This is a genomic window from Streptomyces sp. NPDC040589 (genome assembly GCF_055594445.1).
This window is the reverse complement of sequence record NZ_JBVIWP010000005.1, coordinates 624932-640535: the sequence shown is the minus strand read 5'-3', so window position 1 is coordinate 640535 and position 15604 is coordinate 624932. Positions and strand designations below refer to the sequence as shown.

The window sequence follows — 15604 nt, the reverse complement described above, 5'->3', positions numbered from 1 at the left end:
GAACGACACAGATGTCAGGTGACTCGGTGGGAGCGAACACGCCGATGGAGCGGGCGGACTCGATCCTCGTCGGCCGTGGGTATGTCGGGCGGGAGCGCGCCGAGGAGGTCGCGGCAGAGGTCCCCGAGGCACGCGCTCACATCCTCGGCTGGCTGCGGACCGTATCGGAAGCGGGGGACTGGCGCCGGTTCGAACGGCTGGCGGGCGTGGCGGTCCACCTGCACCCCGACGGCCTCCCCCCTCTGCTGGCTTCTGCACTCGCCTCGCACGCGACTGGGATGAACAGCGAGGACCTGGTCGACATGCTCGGTGAGCTGCGGGCCCCGGAGGGGGTGGAGCCGATCTCCTCACTCGTTCAGGAGAAGAGGGACGTGGACGGGCCCTTCTTCTCCTTCTGCGTCAAGGGCATCCAGGCGCTCGGGGAGATCGGTGGTGCCGACGCCGAGCGGTTCCTGAGGAGCATCGCCACGAGCGAGCCGGGCTCATGGCCCGACGCCCTGCGCTGGCACGCGGCGGAGGAACTGGGCATCGAGGACGACCTCGGTTTCGATGAGGACGACATGCTCGGCGGTGCGTAGGCGCCGAGCCCCCACCGACCCGAGGGAGCGCAGAACAGCGGCGGCCGGCTCTCACAAGAGGGCCGGCCGCCAGTGGATGTGGGCTGAGGTCTGGCTACAGGAACGAGTTGATCTCGATCGTCTCGTCCCGGCCCGGGCCCACGCCGATCGCGGAGATCGGGGCGCCCGACATCTCCTCCAGCGCCTTGACGTAGGCCTGGGCGTTCTTCGGCAGGTCGGAGAAGGACTTGGCCTTGCTGATGTCCTCGCTCCAGCCCGGCAGCATCTCGTAGACCGGCTTCGCGTGGTGGAAGTCGGTCTGGGAGTACGGAAGCTCCTCGACGCGCTTGCCGTCGATCTCGTACGCCACGCAGACCGGGATCTGCTCCCAGCCGGTGAGGACGTCGAGCTTGGTGAGGAAGAAGTCGGTCAGGCCGTTGACGCGGGTGGCGTACCGGGCGATGACGGCATCGAACCAGCCGCAGCGCCGGTCACGACCCGTCGTCACACCCCGCTCGCCGCCGATGCGGCGCAGCGCCTCGCCGTCCTCGTCGAAGAGCTCCGTCGGGAACGGGCCCGCGCCGACCCGGGTCGTGTAGGCCTTGAGGATGCCGATGACCCGGCTGATCTTCGTCGGGCCCACGCCGGCGCCGGTGCAGGCGCCGCCCGCGGTCGGGTTCGAGGAGGTGACGAAGGGGTACGTGCCGTGGTCGATGTCGAGGAGCGTGCCCTGGCCGCCCTCGAAGAGGACCACCTTGTCCTCCTCCAGGGCCTGGTTCAGGACCAGGACCGTGTCGGCGACGTACGGGCGGAGCTTGTCGGCGTAGGCCAGCAGCTCCTCGACCACCTGGTCCACGGCGATCGCGCGCCGGTTGTAGAGCTTGGTGAGGACCTGGTTCTTGATGTCGAGGGCCGCCTCGACCTTCTGCGTGAGGATCGACTCGTCGTAGAGGTCCTGCACACGGATACCGACACGGTTGATCTTGTCCGCGTAGGTCGGGCCGATGCCGCGCCCGGTCGTGCCGATCTTGCGCTTTCCGAGGAAGCGCTCCGTCACCTTGTCGACCGTGACGTTGTACGGCGTGATGATGTGCGCGTTGCCGCTGAGGAGGAGCTTGGAGGTGTCGACACCACGCTCGTTCAGACCGCTCAGCTCGGAGAGCAGGACCGACGGGTCGACGACGACACCGTTACCGATGACCGGCGTGCAGCCGGGAGACAGGATTCCGGAAGGGAGGAGGTGCAGTGCGTACTTCTGGTCACCCACGACCACCGTGTGGCCGGCGTTGTTGCCGCCCTGGTAGCGCACTACATAGTCCACGGATCCACCGAGCAGGTCGGTGGCCTTTCCCTTGCCTTCGTCACCCCACTGAGCACCGAGCAGCACAAGTGCGGGCACGCGCGTACACCCCTTCCGGGCGGGGCATGTCCATGGTCGAGGGCGAACGCGGCGGTGTACCACCGCGTGCACCGCGACCGCCGTTGGCCGCCAACCGTCGGACCGGATGCCCCGGAATAGACGAAGCCCCTGGCGCAATAGCGCAAGGGGCTCTTGCACAAAGATGCTACCCGAGGAAGCGAGGCATGGCCGAGGTGGCGACTTCCGCGACGTCCGAGCAGCTGCTGGTGGTCATAGACCATGTCGCCCGTCGGTCGGACGGCGAGTCCGTCCGGATCGCGAAAGACGTGCTCAGCGCGGGTGCCGCCATGAAGGTGTGCCTGCCGGAGGGGCCGGACGAGTTCGCCCGGGCGCTGGCCCGGCGGGGTTCACGGCGTCCCGTGGTGGTGGGCGACGACCGGGCCCTGATCCGCGCGGTGTCGCTGCTGCACCGGCATCGGGAGCTGGCGGGGTGCGCGCTGTCGGTGGTGCCGGTCGGGGGCGCCATGTCCCTCGCGCGTTCGCTGGGGGTGCCGACGGGGACGGTGGCCGCGGCGCGGGCGGTGCTCGACGGGGTCGAGCGGCGGATGGACCTGATGGTCGACGACAGCGACGGGGTGGTGCTCGGCGCGTTGCGCATACCGCCCCTCTCGCCCTTCCCGGCGGCCGAGGGGCCTCAGGACGAGGATCCGGAGGCGGCGACGGGCCGCCCCTGGCTGCGGACGTGCCAGTCCCTGGTACGGACCCTGGTGCCGGCCGGCCGCCCGTCCCGGCTCGCCGCCGCGCCGGAGCCCGGGCCGTCCCGGCTGCGGGTCGAGGTGGACGGGCAGACCCTCGTCGACCTGAACCAGCCGGTCGAGGCGGTGTCGGTGGCACCGGGCCCCGCGGGTATCGCGTCGGTGGAGGTCAGGCCGGTGTCGGTGGGCGCCGAGGCCTCCCCCCTGCTCGCGCAGGGCCGGACGGTGACCGTCTCGGGGGCACACTTCCGCTACCGGGCGGACACGGCGGTGTCGGGACCGGTCCGGACCCGGACGTGGAGGGTGCGGGAGGGGGCTTGGGGGCTGACGGTGCCGGGGCCGGGGCCGGGGTGAGTCAGGCCTCGTTGTCGGCTGCGGAAGGGGCCTGGAAACCGGCCGTGTCGAGATGGCAGTCGAAGGGGGCCGGGATGTGGAGCTTCTCGCCGAAGGGCTTGGAGAGGCGGAGCTCGTAGCCCTTCGCGGAAGGGGACCCGTAGACGATGGCCTGCTGCTCCTGCATGTCGAGGACCAGGTAGACGGGGACACCGGCCTTGGCGTAGACGTCGACCTTGTCGGTCAGGTCGTCGGTCCGGGTGGAGGGGGAGGTCAGTTCGGCGACGAAGGACAGGGCTTCGCCGACACCCGCCACCCAGTGTAACCATCCGATCACTCCGGCCCGAACGTCTTCTCCCTGTGCACCCGCCAGCGCTCCATCATCTTCACGATCTCGACCTCGACGAACTCGAAGAACGCGAGTGTCTCGGCCATGCGGCGGCCGGCCGGGGTGTCGGCGCCGAGGCTGGTGACGCCCTCGCGCAGGGCGCCTTCCCAGCGCTTGAGGACGGTCTCGCGGTTGGTCAGGGCCTCGTACCACTGGTCGCCGTGCACCCGGTAACGCTCCCGGCGCGAACCGGGCTCCCGTTCGCGCGAGACCATGTGCGCCTGGGCCAGGTAGCGCACCGCCCCGGACACCGCCGCAGGGCTGATCCGCAGCTGTTCTCCCAGTTCGGCGGAGGTCCTCGCACCCTCGTCCGAGGAGAGCAGCGCGGCGAAGACCCGGGCGGGCATCCGTGGCATCCCGGCCTCGACGAGCTGCGCCGCGAAGGACTCCACGAACCTCGACACGGCCTCCGCGTCCCGGCCGCTTCCGGCTGATTCCGTCATGCGGCTCACCCTATCCGCGATTCATACGCTTCCTTAACTTCACAAATTTCTGAAGAAAGCGTACCTTCTGAAGCATGACGAAGGCCATCACCGTCTCCGGACTGCACAAGTCCTTCGGACGGACGCACGCACTCGACGGGCTCGATCTGGAGGTCGCCTCCGGCGAGGTCCACGGCTTCCTCGGCCCCAACGGCGCCGGCAAGTCCACCACCATCCGTGTCCTGCTCGGCCTGCTGCGCGCCGACTCGGGCGCCGCGCAGGTGCTCGGCCGCGACCCGTGGACGGACGCGGTCGAGGCGCACCGCCGTATCGCCTACGTCCCGGGCGACGTGACGCTGTGGCGCAACCTCTCCGGCGGCGAGGTCATCGACCTCTACGGCCGGCTGCGCGGCGGGCTGGATTCCCGGCGCCGGGCGGAACTGATCGAGCGCTTCGAGCTCGACCCCACCAAGAAGGGCCGTACGTACTCCAAGGGCAACCGGCAGAAGGTGGCCCTGGTCGCCGCGTTCGCCTCGGACGTCGACCTGCTGATCCTGGACGAGCCGACCTCGGGCCTGGATCCGCTGATGGAGGAGGTCTTCCAGCGGTGCGTCGCCGAGGAGCGCGACCGGGGGCGCACGATCCTGCTCTCCTCCCACATCCTCAGCGAGGTAGAGGAGCTGTGCGACCGGGTGAGCATCATCCGCAAGGGCCGTACGGTCGAGAGCGGATCGCTCGCCGACCTGCGCCATCTGACCCGCACCAGCGTCGTCGCCGAACTCGCGGGCCCGCCCGACGGACTGGCGGATCTGCCCGGCGTCCACGACCTCGACGTCCAGGGCCGCCGCGTCCGGCTCCAGGTCGAGTCCGACCAACTGGACGCCGTACTGCGGTCGCTGAGCGAGTCGGGTGTGCGGTCGCTGACGTCGACGCCGCCGACGCTGGAGGAGCTGTTCCTGCGGCACTACCAGAACGAGGCGGACGAGACGGCAGAGGCGGCGGCCCGATGACGACCTTCGCGGTGCGGCACGGCAGCTCACGCCAACTGGCCGGGACGGGCACGCTGTTGCGGTTCGCACTGCGCCGCGACCGGCTGATGATCCCGGTGTGGATCGGGGTCAACGCCCTGATGGTCCTCTCCATGCCGGGCACGCTGGAGGGCCTGTACAGCACCCCTGCCGAACGCGCCGACCTGATCCGGCAGATGGCCACAAACTCCTCGCTGCGCGCGATGATCGGCCCTGTCTTCGACGACTCGATCGGCGCCCTGACGGCCTGGCGGGTCGGCGTCTACGCGGGTGCCCTGGCCGCCGTGATGAGCCTGCTGGTCGTCGTACGGCACACCCGGGACGAGGAGGAGAGCGGCCGTCAGGAGCTGGTGGCGTCCGGGATGGTGGGCCGCCGGGCCTCCCTGACCTCGGCCCTGCTGGCGGCGGCGGTCGCCAACGCGGTACTGGCACTGCTGGTCACGGCCGGACTGGCCGGGCACGGTGCGGCCGGGGCCTTGGCGCTGGGCCTCGGGATCGCCGGAGCCGGGATGGTCTTCGCGACGATGGCGGCCATCGTCGCCCAGCTGACGGAGAGCGCGCGGCTGGCCCGGGGGCTGACTGCGGCGGTGCTGGGCGCCGCGTTCGTGCTGCGCGCGGCGGGCGACTCGGCGACGGATGGGGGCACCTCCCAGGCTTTCGGCACTGGGGGAGGTTCGTCGGCGCTGACGTGGCTGTCGCCGCTGGGCTGGCTGGAGTACCTGCGGCCCTACGCGGACGAACGCTGGTGGGTGCTGGCGCTGCTCGCCGGGGCGGTTCTGCTCCAGGGCGCGGTGGCCTACGGCCTGGCCGGCCGCCGGGACATCGGCATGAGCTTCCTGCCCACCCGCCCGGGCCCGGCCACCGGTCGCCTGGGCAGCGCGGGCGCGCTGGCCTGGCGGTTGCAGCGGGGCGGTGTGCTGGGCTGGAGCATCGGCTTCCTCCTCGCCGGGGTCGTCTACGGCGGCATGACCGAGGGCGCGGCCGACCTGGTCGGCGACAACGCCGGTGCCCGGCGGATCTTCGAGCGGATGGGCGGCCACTCCGGCCTGACGGACGCGTTCCTGGCGTCGATGGTCGGCATGCTCGGCCTGGTCGCGGCCCTGTACATCGTGGCGTCGGTGCTGCGCCTGCACGGCGAGGAGACGTCGGGCCGGGCGGAACCGGTCCTGGCGAACGCGGTCGGGCGGCTGCGGTGGGCCGCCGGCCATCTGGTGATCGCCTTCGGCGGTGCGGCGCTCCTGATGCTGCTGGCCGGCCTGGGATTCGCCCTCGGCTACGGCAGGGAGATCGGCCCGATCCTGGGGGCGTGCCTGGTGCAGCTCCCGGCGATCTGGGTGATCGGCGGCCTCGCGGTCCTGCTGATCGGCGTCCTGCCCCGGGCGGCAGCCGCGGCCTGGGGCGTCGCCGGAACGGTCCTGCTGATCGGCTGGGTCGGGCCCGCGCTGGACGTGCCGCAGGCGGTGCTGGACCTGTCGCCCTTCGGCCATCTGCCCAAGTTGCCGGGCGGGGAGATGGAGTGGGGGCCGGTGCTGGTCCTGCTGGGGCTGGCCGTGGTGCTGGTGGCCGCCGGCCTGGCGGGGTTGCGGCGCCGGGACATGACGGCCTGAGCGGCGGCGGGAACTGCGCAGCGGCCCGCGTACGTCCATGCCGGGCATGGGACAACGTACGCAGGCCGCGGCGGGATGTCTGACCGCGGCCGTCGGCGCGGGCGCGGGGCTCGCGGTGTGGGCCGTCGGCGTCCGGGAGCGGCTCTGGCGGTTCGAGGCGGCCCCGGACTGGAGCGTGCTCTACGCCGAGCTGCCGCTGGCGATCCTCGGCGGGGTCGCCGCCGCCCTGACGGCCTGGGCCCTGGTCCGGCGTCTCAGACCGCGACGCTGAGCCCCTCAAGACCCCGGATCACGAAGTTCGGCTTCCGCTGCGGCTCCTCGGCGAGGCGGAGTGCCGGGGCCTTCTCCAGGAGGGCCGTCATGGAGGCCGCCAGCTCGATCCGTGCCAACGGCGCACCGATGCAGTAGTGGATGCCCGCGCTGAAGGAGATGTGGGGGTTGTCCGTGCGGGTCAGGTCGAGACGGGCCGGGTCGGGGAAGACCGCCGGGTCGTGGTTGGCGGAGCCGAAGAGCATGGCGATCTCCGCGCCGCGCGGGATCGTCGTGCCGGCGATCTCGATGTCGTCCAGGACCCAGCGTTCGAAGAGCTGGAGCGGGGTGTCGTAGCGCATCAGTTCTTCGACGGCGGAGGGGACGAGGGTGTGGTCCGCGCGCAGGGCCGCCAGTTGGGCCTCGTCGCGGAAGAGGGCGTACCAGCCGTTGACCGTGGAGTTCACCGTGGCCTCGTGGCCGGCGTTCAGGAGGAGGACCGCCGTCGAGATCATCTCCTGCTCGGTGAGGCGGTCGCCCTCGTCGTGTGCCTCGATGAGGCCCGAGATGAGGTCGTCGCCCGGTTCCTTGCGGCGGGCCGCGATCAGTTCACGCAGGTAGTCGGAGAACTCGACCGACGCCCTGACCGCCTTCGCCGCCGTCTCCTCGGACGGGCTCAGCTCGTACATCCCGCAGATGTCCGCCGACCAGGGGCGCAGCGGGGCCCGGTCGGACTCCGGGATGCCGAGCATCTCGGCGATCACCGCGACGGGGAGGGGTTCCGCCACGTCCTTGAGCAGATCCCCTCCGCCGGCCGCCACCAGCGCCGACGCCAGGTCGTCCGCCAGGCCCCGCACATACGGCTTCAGCCGCTCCACCGTGCGCGGTGTGAACGCCTTCGACACCAGGCGCCGGATCCGGGTGTGGTCCGGCGGCTCCAGGTCGAGCATCCCGTGGTCGTTGAGCGTGTGGAACGGCTCGTGCTCCTGCGGCGGCGCGGTACGGCCGAACTCCTCGTGCGTGAAGCGGTGCTGGTACGTCCGGCCGAGGCGCCGGTCGCGCAGCAGGGCCGAGACGTCCGCGTGGTGCGGGACGAGCCACTGGTTCGTCGGCTCGTAGTAGTGCACGCGGCCCTTGGCCCGCAGCTCGGCGTAGGCGGGGTACGGGTCGGCGAGGAACGCCGGGTCCCACGGGTCGAACGCGAGGTCGAAAGCAGCTGCCATGGACGGACGCTAGCCCGGATCCCCCTCTCTGACCAGGGGTGTTCCGACACGAACGGCCCTCGCCCCCGGCTAGCCCGGCGTCACCAGCCGTGCCTCGTACGCGAACACCGCCGCCTGGGTGCGGTCCCGGAGGCCGAGCTTCACCAGGATGCGGCTGACATGTGTCTTGATCGTCGACTCGGCGACCACCAGCTGCTCGGCGATCTCCGCGTTCGACAGACCCTGCGCGATCAGGACCAGCACCTCCGTCTCCCGCTCGGTGAGGTCCCCGTACGCCGCCTGCGCGGAGGGCATGAGGCGCGGGGTCTCGGAGAGCTTGGAGAACTCGGTGATCAGACGCCTGGTGACCGAGGGGGCCAGCAGTGCCTCCCCGGTGGACACGATCCGCACCCCGTCGGCGAGCTGGCGGGCCGAGGCGTCCTTGAGGAGGAAGCCGGAGGCTCCCGCGCGCAGCGCCTGGTACACGTACTCGTCGAGGTCGAAGGTGGTGAGCACCAGCACCTTCGCCGCGCCGTCGGCAGCGACGATCTCGCGGGTCGCCTCGATGCCGTTCAGCTCGGGCATGCGGATGTCCATCAGCACGACGTCCGGGGCGAGTTCGCGGACCTTCGCGACGGCCTCCCGGCCGTTCACCGCCTCGCCGACGACCTCGATGTCCGGCATCGCGTTCAGCAGGACCGAGAAGCCCTCGCGCACCATCATCTGGTCGTCCGCGATCAGTACGCGAATGGTCATGCGTCACCCTCGTCCGGCAGGGCGACCGGAAGGAACACCGCCACCTCGTAGCCTCCGTCGTCCGTGCGGCCCGCCGTCATCTCGCCGTTCAGCATCGACACCCGCTCCCGCATGCCGGTGATGCCGTGCCCGGCGCCGGGCGAGGGTTTGATCAGGCTCGGGTTCGGCGGCGGGCCGTTGACTATACGCAGACCGAGCCCTCCGAGGACGTAGCCGATCTCGACGCGGGCGGTCGCGCCCGGCGCGTGCCGCAGGGAGTTGCTCAGCGCCTCCTGCACGATGCGGTACGCCGACAGCTCCACGCCCTGGGGCAGTTCGCGCACCGCCCCGGTCACCGCCTTGTCCACGCTCAGCCCGGCATCCCGCACATTGGCCAGCAGCCCGTCCAGCTCGGCGAGCGTGGGCTGCGGGGCGTCCGGGACCTCGTAGTCCTCGGCGCGGACGACGCCCAGGACCCGGCGCAGTTCGGTCAGGGCCGCCACCGCGTTCTCCCGGATCGTGGCGAAGGCCTTCTCCAGCTCCGGCGGCGGGTTCTCCACCCGGTAGGGCGCGGCCTCAGCCTGGATGGCGACCACCGACATGTGGTGGGCGACGACGTCGTGCAGCTCACGGGCGATCGTCGTGCGCTCCTCCAGCAGGGTGCGGCGGGACCGCTCGTGCGCGGTGACCGTCTGCTGGGCGGTGACCTCCTGCACGGCGTCCCGGCGGATGTGCCGGACGGTGACGCAGAGCAGGATCAGCGCCGAGATGATCAGCATGGCGCCGGAGTTGCTGCCGTACATGTCCCGCGGGCCGATACCGGTGTCCGCGATGATCGCGTACAGCGCCGTCAGCACCCACATCCACCCGGCCGTGCGCGGCCTGGTGCGCATCGCCACCACCGTCAGCACGGTCAGATGGCAGACGAAGCTGCCGGCCGCCCACGGCCATTCGTACCAGCGGCTGCCGATCACGGCCACGACCGGGGTGGAGACCATGGACGCCCAGAACGCCCCCACCGGCCGCACCATGGTCAGCAGCACCGGAACCGCGCAGAACAGCCCCATCAGCACGGCGGGTCCGCCGGAGTCGACGGTGGCGAAAGCCACGGTGATCAGGGCCGCCGCGACGATCAGGGCGTGCGGCGTCCAGGCCGCGTACTCCCGCAGGCGGCCGGGCAGCCGCCGGGCGAACCGCCCGTCCGTGCGCCGGCCCGGCAGCGGCCGGTAGGCGAAGGCGTCATGGATCAGGTCCTGCCGCAGCCCGCGCAGGGAGTCTACCGCCACCCGGTACTCCGGGCTGCGCTGCTTGGCCCCGGCCCCCGGTGGCGTGGTCTGCAGGTGAGTCGTCTCGGTCACGTACAGAAAGGTAAGCGCACCCCCGGGTCCCGGTCGTCCCCAGTGAGAGGGGTTCCCCGGGGTCCCTCTCAGGTACTACGGGGACCCGGGGTGGGTCCTCAGTACCCCGACGGCCGCACCAGCCCCGACTCGTACGCGAACACCGCCGCCTGCGTCCGGTCCCTGAGGCCCAGCTTCACCAGGATCCGGCCCACGTGGGTCTTCACCGTCTGCTCGGCGACGAAGAGGTGCCGGGCGATCTCCCCGTTCGACAGGCCCTGCGCGATCAGGGCGAGCACCTCCGTCTCCCGCTCGGTCAGATCGCCGATCCGTTCCTTGATCGGGGCCCGGGGCCGGTCGTCCAGCCGGGAGAACTCGGCGATCAGCTTGCGGGTGATGACCGGGGCGAGCAGCGCCTCCCCGGCCGCCACCACCCGGACCGCCTCGGCGAGCTGCTCCGACGACGCGTCCTTCAGCAGGAACCCGGAGGCCCCGGCGCGCAGCGCGTCGTACACGTACTCGTCGAGGTCGAAGGTGGTGAGCACCAGCACCTTGATGTCCGGGTGCGCGGCCGTGATCAGCTCAGTGGCCTCGATACCGCCGACCCCGGGCATGCGGATGTCCATGAGGACGACGTCCGGGGCGGTCTCGGCGGCCTTCGCGACGGCCTCCCGGCCCTCCTTCGCCTCGCCGACGACCTCTATGTCGGGCTGGATGCCGAGCAGCACGGTGAAGCCCTGCCGGACCATCGCCTGGTCGTCGACGATGAGTACCCGGATGGGATCGCCGGTGCCGCCGCTCGTCATGGGGTTCCTGCCTCGGGGTCGGGGAAGTGGTAGGTGATCCGGTCGGTGCCCGGCGCGTCGGCGGGCGGGGTGTCCGGGAGGAACGCGGTGACCTTGAAGCCGTCCCAGTGCCACGGGTGCGCGGTCATGGTGCCGCCGAGCATGGCGACGCGCTCCCGCATGCCGAGCAGTCCGTGCCCCGCTCCCGTCGAGGGCGACGCGGGCCCCGTCGGCCGGGAGTTGACTATCTCCACCTCCAGCCCGTCCGGCTGGTACGTGAGACGGACCTTGGCGCTCGCGCCGGGCGCGTGCCGCAGGACGTTGCTCAGGGCCTCCTGCACGATCCGGTACGCCGACAGCTCCACGCCGGGCGGCAGCGGACGCCGCTCGCCGTTGATCTCGGTGGTGACCTCGCGGCCGGCGGCCCGGGTGTTCTCCACCAGCGCGTCGAGCCGGTCGAGGGTGGGCTGCGGCGCGTGGGCGGCGGAGTCGCCACCCGGGCCGAGGAGCGCCTCCCCCGGCCCGGGGTGCTCCGAGCGCAGCACGCCCAGCACCCGGCGCAGCTCGGTCAGCGCCTCCAGGGCGTTCTGCCGGATGCCCGCGAGGTTCTCCTTGAGCTCGTCGGGCGGGTTCTCGACGAGATGCGGGGCGACCTGCGCCTGGATGGAGATGACCGACATGTGGTGCGCCACCACGTCGTGCAGCTCCCGCGCGATACGGCTGCGCTCCTCCAGCAGGGTGCGCCGGGTGCGCTCCTCGGCGGTGAGCGTGGTCTGCTCCAGGAGCTGCGCGCGGGCCTCGCGGCGGCCGCGCAGGGCGGTGCCGACGACCACGACGAGGGTGGACAGGGCGACCGTCAGCGTGCCCGTGGCGTCGTGGTCCACACCGGTCCACAGGTTCTCGAGGCCGTAGGTGACCAGTGCGGTCATGACCAGTGCCGCCACCGCCGCCCGGGTGGGGACCCGCAGCGCGAGCAGCAGCAGCACGAGCAGCAGGCCGATGATCCCGGCCGCGGTCCAGGGCCAGGTGTAGGTCTCCAGGTCGAGGTCCAGCCGCCGGTGCAGCATGACGGCGCCCGTGAAGAAGGCCCCCAGGGACAGCCACCACGCCGGCACCGGCCGCCACAGCCCCAGCACCGCGGCGCCTCCTTGCGCGCCCGCGACCAGAAGGGCCGGGCCGAAGCTCAGATGGCCGTTGTCCGACATGTCGCCCATGCCCCCGACCGTGACGCCGAACGCGGCCAGGCACACCAGCCCGTGCGGCAGCCAGCGCAGCCAGGTGGAGGGCGGCAGCGGGTCGGCCCGGACCGTCCACAGGTCCTCGCGCAGCACCCGCAGCAAGCCCCCGCCGCGCGCTCGCAGCGCGCGGCCCGCCCCCGTGTCCGTCACGCGGCCCAGCCTAGACATGGCGCGCCTTCGCCGCTGTCCCCTGGTCGGACGGACGGTGCGCCCGCACCACCCGCGACCTGCGGCCGCGTCGGCCGCGCTTCACGCCGCCCCGCTCGCCGCCCTGCTCGCAGAAACGGAAGGCCGCCCAGCAGACCACGAGGGCCAAGGCGAACACGGGAAGCCAGAAGAGCCGGGCCCCGACCCAGTCGAGCCCGTCGGGCCGCGTGTGCAGCCCGGGGAGCCGGCCCGCGAGGAGACCGGTGGCCGTCGTGGCCATCAGGGCCGTCTGGTGCCAGAGGAAGATGGTCATCGCGGAGAGGTTGACGAGCGCCACCGCCGCCCAGGCCACGGGCCGGCGCATCGCGCGGCGCAGCCGCTCGCGCAGCAGCAGGGCGAGACCGCACTGGGCCAGGCCGAAGGTGACGACGGCCAGCGTCGGCGGGTCCAGGTTGGACATGCCCTCGCCCGGGACGCCGACCATCGACGCCGGGTAGCCCGCCCACACGACGAGCGCGGCGGTCGCCGCCGTACCGCAGCCGAGCAGGACCCAGCCCGCGCGGCGGCCCTCCAGCTCGCCCCGGGTCCAGGCCGCGCCCAGTGTGTAGGGCACCATCCAGCCCGCCGCCACGTTCACCCAGCCCAGCCAGGAGGGGCCGCCCAGGCCGAACCGCAGAAGGTCCACATGCAGTACGACGGCCAGCGGCCACAGCGGGTTGAGCCGGGTCAGCAACGGAGTCGCCGCCGTCAGCACGGCGAACACCACGAGGAACCACAAGGGGGACAGGGCCAGTTTCACCAGCGTGCGGACCGTCCCGAACTCGGCGCCCGACAGCAGCAGGGCGAGCGCGGCGATCGTCCACAGGCTGAGGACGGCCGCGACCGGCTTGAACAACCGGGTCAGACGGCCCGTCAGCCAGCGGTGGTACGGGACGCCCCGGGCGCGGGCCGAGGCATACCCGCGCGTGGCGACATGGCCGCCGACCAGGAAGAACACGGCGAGGGTCTGGAACAGCCAGGAGACGGGCGTCAGCCAGGGCATGTCCCTGAGCGGGCTCGCCGTGCGCAGGGCGCGGCCGTCGGAGACCAGCGCCGTGACCAGCCAGTGGCCGAGGACGACGCCCAGCACCGCGGCGGCGCGCAGGGCGTCCACGGCCCGGTCCCGGTCGGCCGGGGTGGCCCTGCCGATGCGGTCGGCGCCACGGAGCACCGCGTGCCGGATACCTCGTACGCCGACGTCAGTCATGGGTCACCGCCTCGGTCTCGCCCAGGACGATCCGGGTCAGGTTGGTCAGGGAGGCCGTGCCGGGCCTGAAGTAGTCGCTGTGGCCGCCGTCGCCGGCCGCGAAGACCCGGGCGCCGAAGGCCGGGGAGACGGGGTCGGTGCCGAAGCCGACGGTGGTGCCGAACAGGTCCGTGGTGACATGCGGGACGTTCGCCACCCAGTCGTCACCGCCGAGGGCCGCCCAGACGCGGGCGCGGGTGTGCAGGGCGGCGGCGGAGTCCGCGCCGGTGCCGGGGCTGCCGACGAGCGCGAGGTCGTCGACGGCGAGCCCGGCGGCGGCCCGTCCGCAGACGACCGAGCCGTACGAGTGGCACAGCAGCGAGATACGCGGTCCGTCGCCCGCTATGGCGCGCAGGTCGGAGACCAGGGCGCGCAGCCGCGGGGCCGCCTGCTCGGCCCTGCCGGTCGTCGTGACCGTCGTGCTGACCGTGCCCGGCGTCTCGTAGCCCAGCCAGGCCACCACCGCGGTGCGCGTGCCCGCCGGGGCCTGCCGGACGAGCTGCCCGTGCAGCGCGGCGGCGGCCGCGTGGAACCGGCCGTAGGTGTCCAGGCTCGTGTCGGAGCCGGGGACCAGGACGGCTATCCGGTCGGCCCGGCGGAGGTCGCCCAGGACCTCCGTGACCCGGCCGGAGCCGCGGCCGTCGAAGGCGAGGAGGTGCCGGGCCGGGGCGGCCAGGGAACGGTCCGTCGCGGCACGGGCCCGGTCGTGATGGCCCGCGGCCATACGGGCCGCTTCGGCGGCGTTGGCGCGGTTGGCCGCGTATGCCTCGTCCAGCGTCGACGCGCTGAACGGAGCGAGAGCGGCGGGTGCGGGAGCGGGGATCTCCGGCCGCACCGCCCCGGAAAGAGGGAGAACCACCGCACCCGTGACGAGAGCGGCGAGCGCGGCTCTGCGCCACCGGCCGACGCGGCGCCGGCCTCCGTCACTACGGCGGTACCTCGACGCGAGCCCCATGGTCGTTCCCCCTCCAGCGCACCCGGCCATCGGGTCTGCACGGAAGGGAAGTTACGGAGCCGGAGGCGTCGTCCGCGTCCCACCGGGGAACTCACCTGCGGACTAGCTCTCAAGTACTACGGGTATGGCCAGGGGCCCACCCAAGGGTCAGGCCAGGAAAGGCCCCTCACCAGGCCAACTGCTCGATCTCCTGAGCCACCACGGCACACGCGTCCGCCGCCGGGTCGATGAGCGGGAAGTGCCCCACGTCCTCCAGCAGCGTCACCCCCACCATCTCCCCGGCCTTCGCCGCCGCCTCCGCGTACGACTCGGCGACCATCTGCGGCACATCGAGGTCCGCGCGCCCCTGGACGAGGGTGGTGGCGATGCCGGTGGGCAGCAGCAGCGCCGGGTCCGCGTACGGCTGCCGCTCGGCGAAGTGCTCGTCCCCGCCCAGGAGTTGGCGTACGGCACCCCCGCACACGTCCAGCTTGTCGGCGACCGCGAAGTCCGCGATCGGCGCGAGGGCGACCACGCCCCGCAGGGCCGCCGGGCCACCGCCGCGCCAGGGCGAACCGGCCGGCAGGACGTGCCGGGCCGCGCCCCACAGCGCGAGGTGTCCGCCCGCCGAGTGGCCGGTGAGGACCGTACGTCGCGGATCGGCCTGCGGCAGCAGTTCCCTTACCAGCGCGGGGAGTGCGTCCAGCGCGGCGGCCACGTCGTCGAAGGTGTCGGGCCAGCGGCCCGCGAGGGAGTCGTCACCGCCACCGCACCGGTACTCGGCACTGGCCACGGCGAATCCGCGACGGGCGAGGAAGTCCGCGAAGGGGCTGATGTGACGCCGGTCGTACGGCGCCCGCCAGGCACCGCCGTGCAGCACGAGGACGACCGGGGCGGGCCCGCCCGGACCGGCCTCCCTGCGCGGGGCGTAGAAGTCGATCACCTGGTCGGGGTGGTCACCGTAGGCGGCGGTGACGTCGGGACCGACGGGCTCGTGGGAGAACGCCGACTTCTCCTCGGCAGCGGCCCGTGCTGCTGCGACGTCGTCCGTCATGCTCCAACCTTCCAGCGAAACGTACGGGCGGACCAGTGAGAAGTCGGCCGTTGGCCGGGACGGTACCAGGCAGGTGACATGCGCGGACACGTGGATGTCACGCTGGGTGAAGATCGGACGGTTCAGCCGTTTCCTTGCGTCTACGGCGAGTTGGTGACGAACGGCGAGTCGGGAACGGACGGCCCCCG

At 72.3% G+C, this 15604-nt stretch carries 15 protein-coding genes and 1 pseudogene; 5 read left to right on the top strand and 11 right to left on the bottom strand.

The window, feature by feature from the left end; translation table 11 throughout:
• The first annotated feature begins 26 nt into the window (after positions 1–26).
• A complete protein-coding gene (locus ACZ58V_RS25740; protein ID WP_468192743.1) occupies positions 27–578 on the top strand; it encodes a hypothetical protein in 552 nt (183 codons plus the stop codon).
• 94 nt (positions 579–672) lie between these two features.
• Here ACZ58V_RS25740 and ACZ58V_RS25735 read toward each other — a convergent pair whose 3' ends face one another.
• Entirely contained in the window at positions 673–1956 is a 1284-nt protein-coding gene (locus tag ACZ58V_RS25735) for an adenylosuccinate synthase (protein ID WP_468192744.1), read from the bottom strand.
• A 185-nt stretch (positions 1957–2141) separates the two neighbouring features.
• On the opposite strand from ACZ58V_RS25735, the gene ACZ58V_RS25730 reads away from it, so the two are divergent.
• A complete protein-coding gene (locus tag ACZ58V_RS25730; RefSeq protein WP_471292613.1) occupies positions 2142–3026 on the top strand; it encodes a diacylglycerol kinase family protein in 885 nt (294 codons plus the stop codon).
• Position 3027: 1 nt separating this feature from the next.
• Here ACZ58V_RS25730 and ACZ58V_RS25725 read toward each other — a convergent pair.
• Both ACZ58V_RS25725 and ACZ58V_RS25720 read right to left on the bottom strand, forming a co-directional pair.
• Positions 3028–3309 (bottom strand): annotated as a pseudogene (locus tag ACZ58V_RS25725) (Uma2 family endonuclease); the annotation flags it as partial.
• Between the two features lie 29 nt (positions 3310–3338).
• Positions 3339–3836 carry a GbsR/MarR family transcriptional regulator gene (locus ACZ58V_RS25720; RefSeq protein ID WP_471292610.1) on the bottom strand — a complete coding sequence of 166 codons (498 nt, stop codon included), beginning with the start codon at positions 3834–3836 and terminating at the stop codon, positions 3339–3341.
• A gap of 74 nt (positions 3837–3910) precedes the next feature.
• Here ACZ58V_RS25720 and ACZ58V_RS25715 point away from each other — a divergent pair, with 74 nt between their 5' ends.
• From ACZ58V_RS25715 to ACZ58V_RS25705, 3 genes are read left to right on the top strand one after another with little or no spacing between them, the layout of a single operon-like run.
• Positions 3911–4825, top strand: a complete 915-nt coding sequence (locus ACZ58V_RS25715) for an ABC transporter ATP-binding protein (protein ID WP_468192748.1) — start codon at positions 3911–3913, stop codon at positions 4823–4825.
• Positions 4822–6450 carry an ABC transporter permease gene (locus ACZ58V_RS25710; protein ID WP_471292607.1) on the top strand — a complete coding sequence of 543 codons (1629 nt, stop codon included), beginning with the start codon at positions 4822–4824 and terminating at the stop codon, positions 6448–6450. Before ACZ58V_RS25715 ends, ACZ58V_RS25710 begins: the two co-directional genes overlap by 4 nt.
• Positions 6451–6496: 46 nt before the next feature.
• Entirely contained in the window at positions 6497–6721 is a 225-nt protein-coding gene (locus ACZ58V_RS25705) for a hypothetical protein (protein ID WP_468192750.1), read from the top strand.
• Here ACZ58V_RS25705 and ACZ58V_RS25700 read toward each other — a convergent pair.
• From ACZ58V_RS25700 to ACZ58V_RS25665, 8 genes are all read right to left on the bottom strand, one after another.
• On the bottom strand, positions 6705–7922 hold the full coding sequence (locus ACZ58V_RS25700) for a cytochrome P450 (RefSeq protein WP_471292604.1): 1218 nt from the start codon (positions 7920–7922) through the stop codon (positions 6705–6707). The two genes, ACZ58V_RS25705 and ACZ58V_RS25700, sit on opposite strands and share 17 nt — an antisense overlap.
• A gap of 69 nt (positions 7923–7991) precedes the next feature.
• On the bottom strand, positions 7992–8657 hold the full coding sequence (locus tag ACZ58V_RS25695) for a response regulator (protein WP_468192754.1): 666 nt from the start codon (positions 8655–8657) through the stop codon (positions 7992–7994).
• On the bottom strand, positions 8654–9994 hold the full coding sequence (locus ACZ58V_RS25690; protein WP_471292600.1) for a sensor histidine kinase: 1341 nt from the start codon (positions 9992–9994) through the stop codon (positions 8654–8656). Before ACZ58V_RS25690 ends, ACZ58V_RS25695 begins: the two co-directional genes overlap by 4 nt.
• A gap of 98 nt (positions 9995–10092) precedes the next feature.
• Complete coding sequence (locus tag ACZ58V_RS25685) at positions 10093–10779, bottom strand: response regulator (RefSeq protein ID WP_471292597.1); 687 nt, start codon at positions 10777–10779, stop codon at positions 10093–10095.
• Entirely contained in the window at positions 10776–12164 is a 1389-nt protein-coding gene (locus tag ACZ58V_RS25680) for a sensor histidine kinase (protein ID WP_471292595.1), read from the bottom strand. Before ACZ58V_RS25680 ends, ACZ58V_RS25685 begins: the two co-directional genes overlap by 4 nt.
• Entirely contained in the window at positions 12157–13389 is a 1233-nt protein-coding gene (locus tag ACZ58V_RS25675) for an acyltransferase family protein (protein WP_471292592.1), read from the bottom strand. Before ACZ58V_RS25675 ends, ACZ58V_RS25680 begins: the two co-directional genes overlap by 8 nt.
• Positions 13382–14383 (bottom strand): alpha/beta hydrolase, encoded by a 1002-nt coding sequence (locus tag ACZ58V_RS25670; protein WP_471292590.1) that lies wholly within the window; start codon positions 14381–14383, stop codon positions 13382–13384. Before ACZ58V_RS25670 ends, ACZ58V_RS25675 begins: the two co-directional genes overlap by 8 nt.
• Before the next feature lie 166 nt (positions 14384–14549).
• The gene (locus ACZ58V_RS25665) at positions 14550–15416 is read right to left on the bottom strand and encodes an alpha/beta hydrolase (protein ID WP_468192761.1); all 867 of its coding nucleotides are present in this window, start codon (positions 15414–15416) and stop codon (positions 14550–14552) included.
• Positions 15417–15604 lie beyond the last annotated feature (188 nt).

Excerpts from the sequence above, each read along its gene's own strand:
- ACZ58V_RS25695 (WP_468192754.1), bottom strand. The coding sequence starts at position 8,657 with ATGACCATTCGCGTACTGATCGCGGACGACCAGATGATGGTGCGCGAG.
- ACZ58V_RS25730 (WP_471292613.1), top strand. The coding sequence starts at position 2,142 with ATGGCCGAGGTGGCGACTTCCGCGACGTCCGAGCAGCTGCTGGTGGTC.
- ACZ58V_RS25700 (WP_471292604.1), bottom strand. The coding sequence starts at position 7,922 with ATGGCAGCTGCTTTCGACCTCGCGTTCGACCCGTGGGACCCGGCGTTC.
- ACZ58V_RS25715 (WP_468192748.1), top strand. The coding sequence starts at position 3,911 with ATGACGAAGGCCATCACCGTCTCCGGACTGCACAAGTCCTTCGGACGG.
- ACZ58V_RS25665 (WP_468192761.1), bottom strand. The coding sequence starts at position 15,416 with ATGACGGACGACGTCGCAGCAGCACGGGCCGCTGCCGAGGAGAAGTCG.
- ACZ58V_RS25720 (WP_471292610.1), bottom strand. The coding sequence starts at position 3,836 with ATGACGGAATCAGCCGGAAGCGGCCGGGACGCGGAGGCCGTGTCGAGG.
- ACZ58V_RS25710 (WP_471292607.1), top strand. The coding sequence starts at position 4,822 with ATGACGACCTTCGCGGTGCGGCACGGCAGCTCACGCCAACTGGCCGGG.
- ACZ58V_RS25685 (WP_471292597.1), bottom strand. The coding sequence starts at position 10,779 with ATGACGAGCGGCGGCACCGGCGATCCCATCCGGGTACTCATCGTCGAC.
- ACZ58V_RS25705 (WP_468192750.1), top strand. The coding sequence starts at position 6,497 with ATGGGACAACGTACGCAGGCCGCGGCGGGATGTCTGACCGCGGCCGTC.
- ACZ58V_RS25675 (WP_471292592.1), bottom strand. The coding sequence starts at position 13,389 with ATGACTGACGTCGGCGTACGAGGTATCCGGCACGCGGTGCTCCGTGGC.
- ACZ58V_RS25680 (WP_471292595.1), bottom strand. The coding sequence starts at position 12,164 with ATGTCTAGGCTGGGCCGCGTGACGGACACGGGGGCGGGCCGCGCGCTG.
- ACZ58V_RS25670 (WP_471292590.1), bottom strand. The coding sequence starts at position 14,383 with ATGGGGCTCGCGTCGAGGTACCGCCGTAGTGACGGAGGCCGGCGCCGC.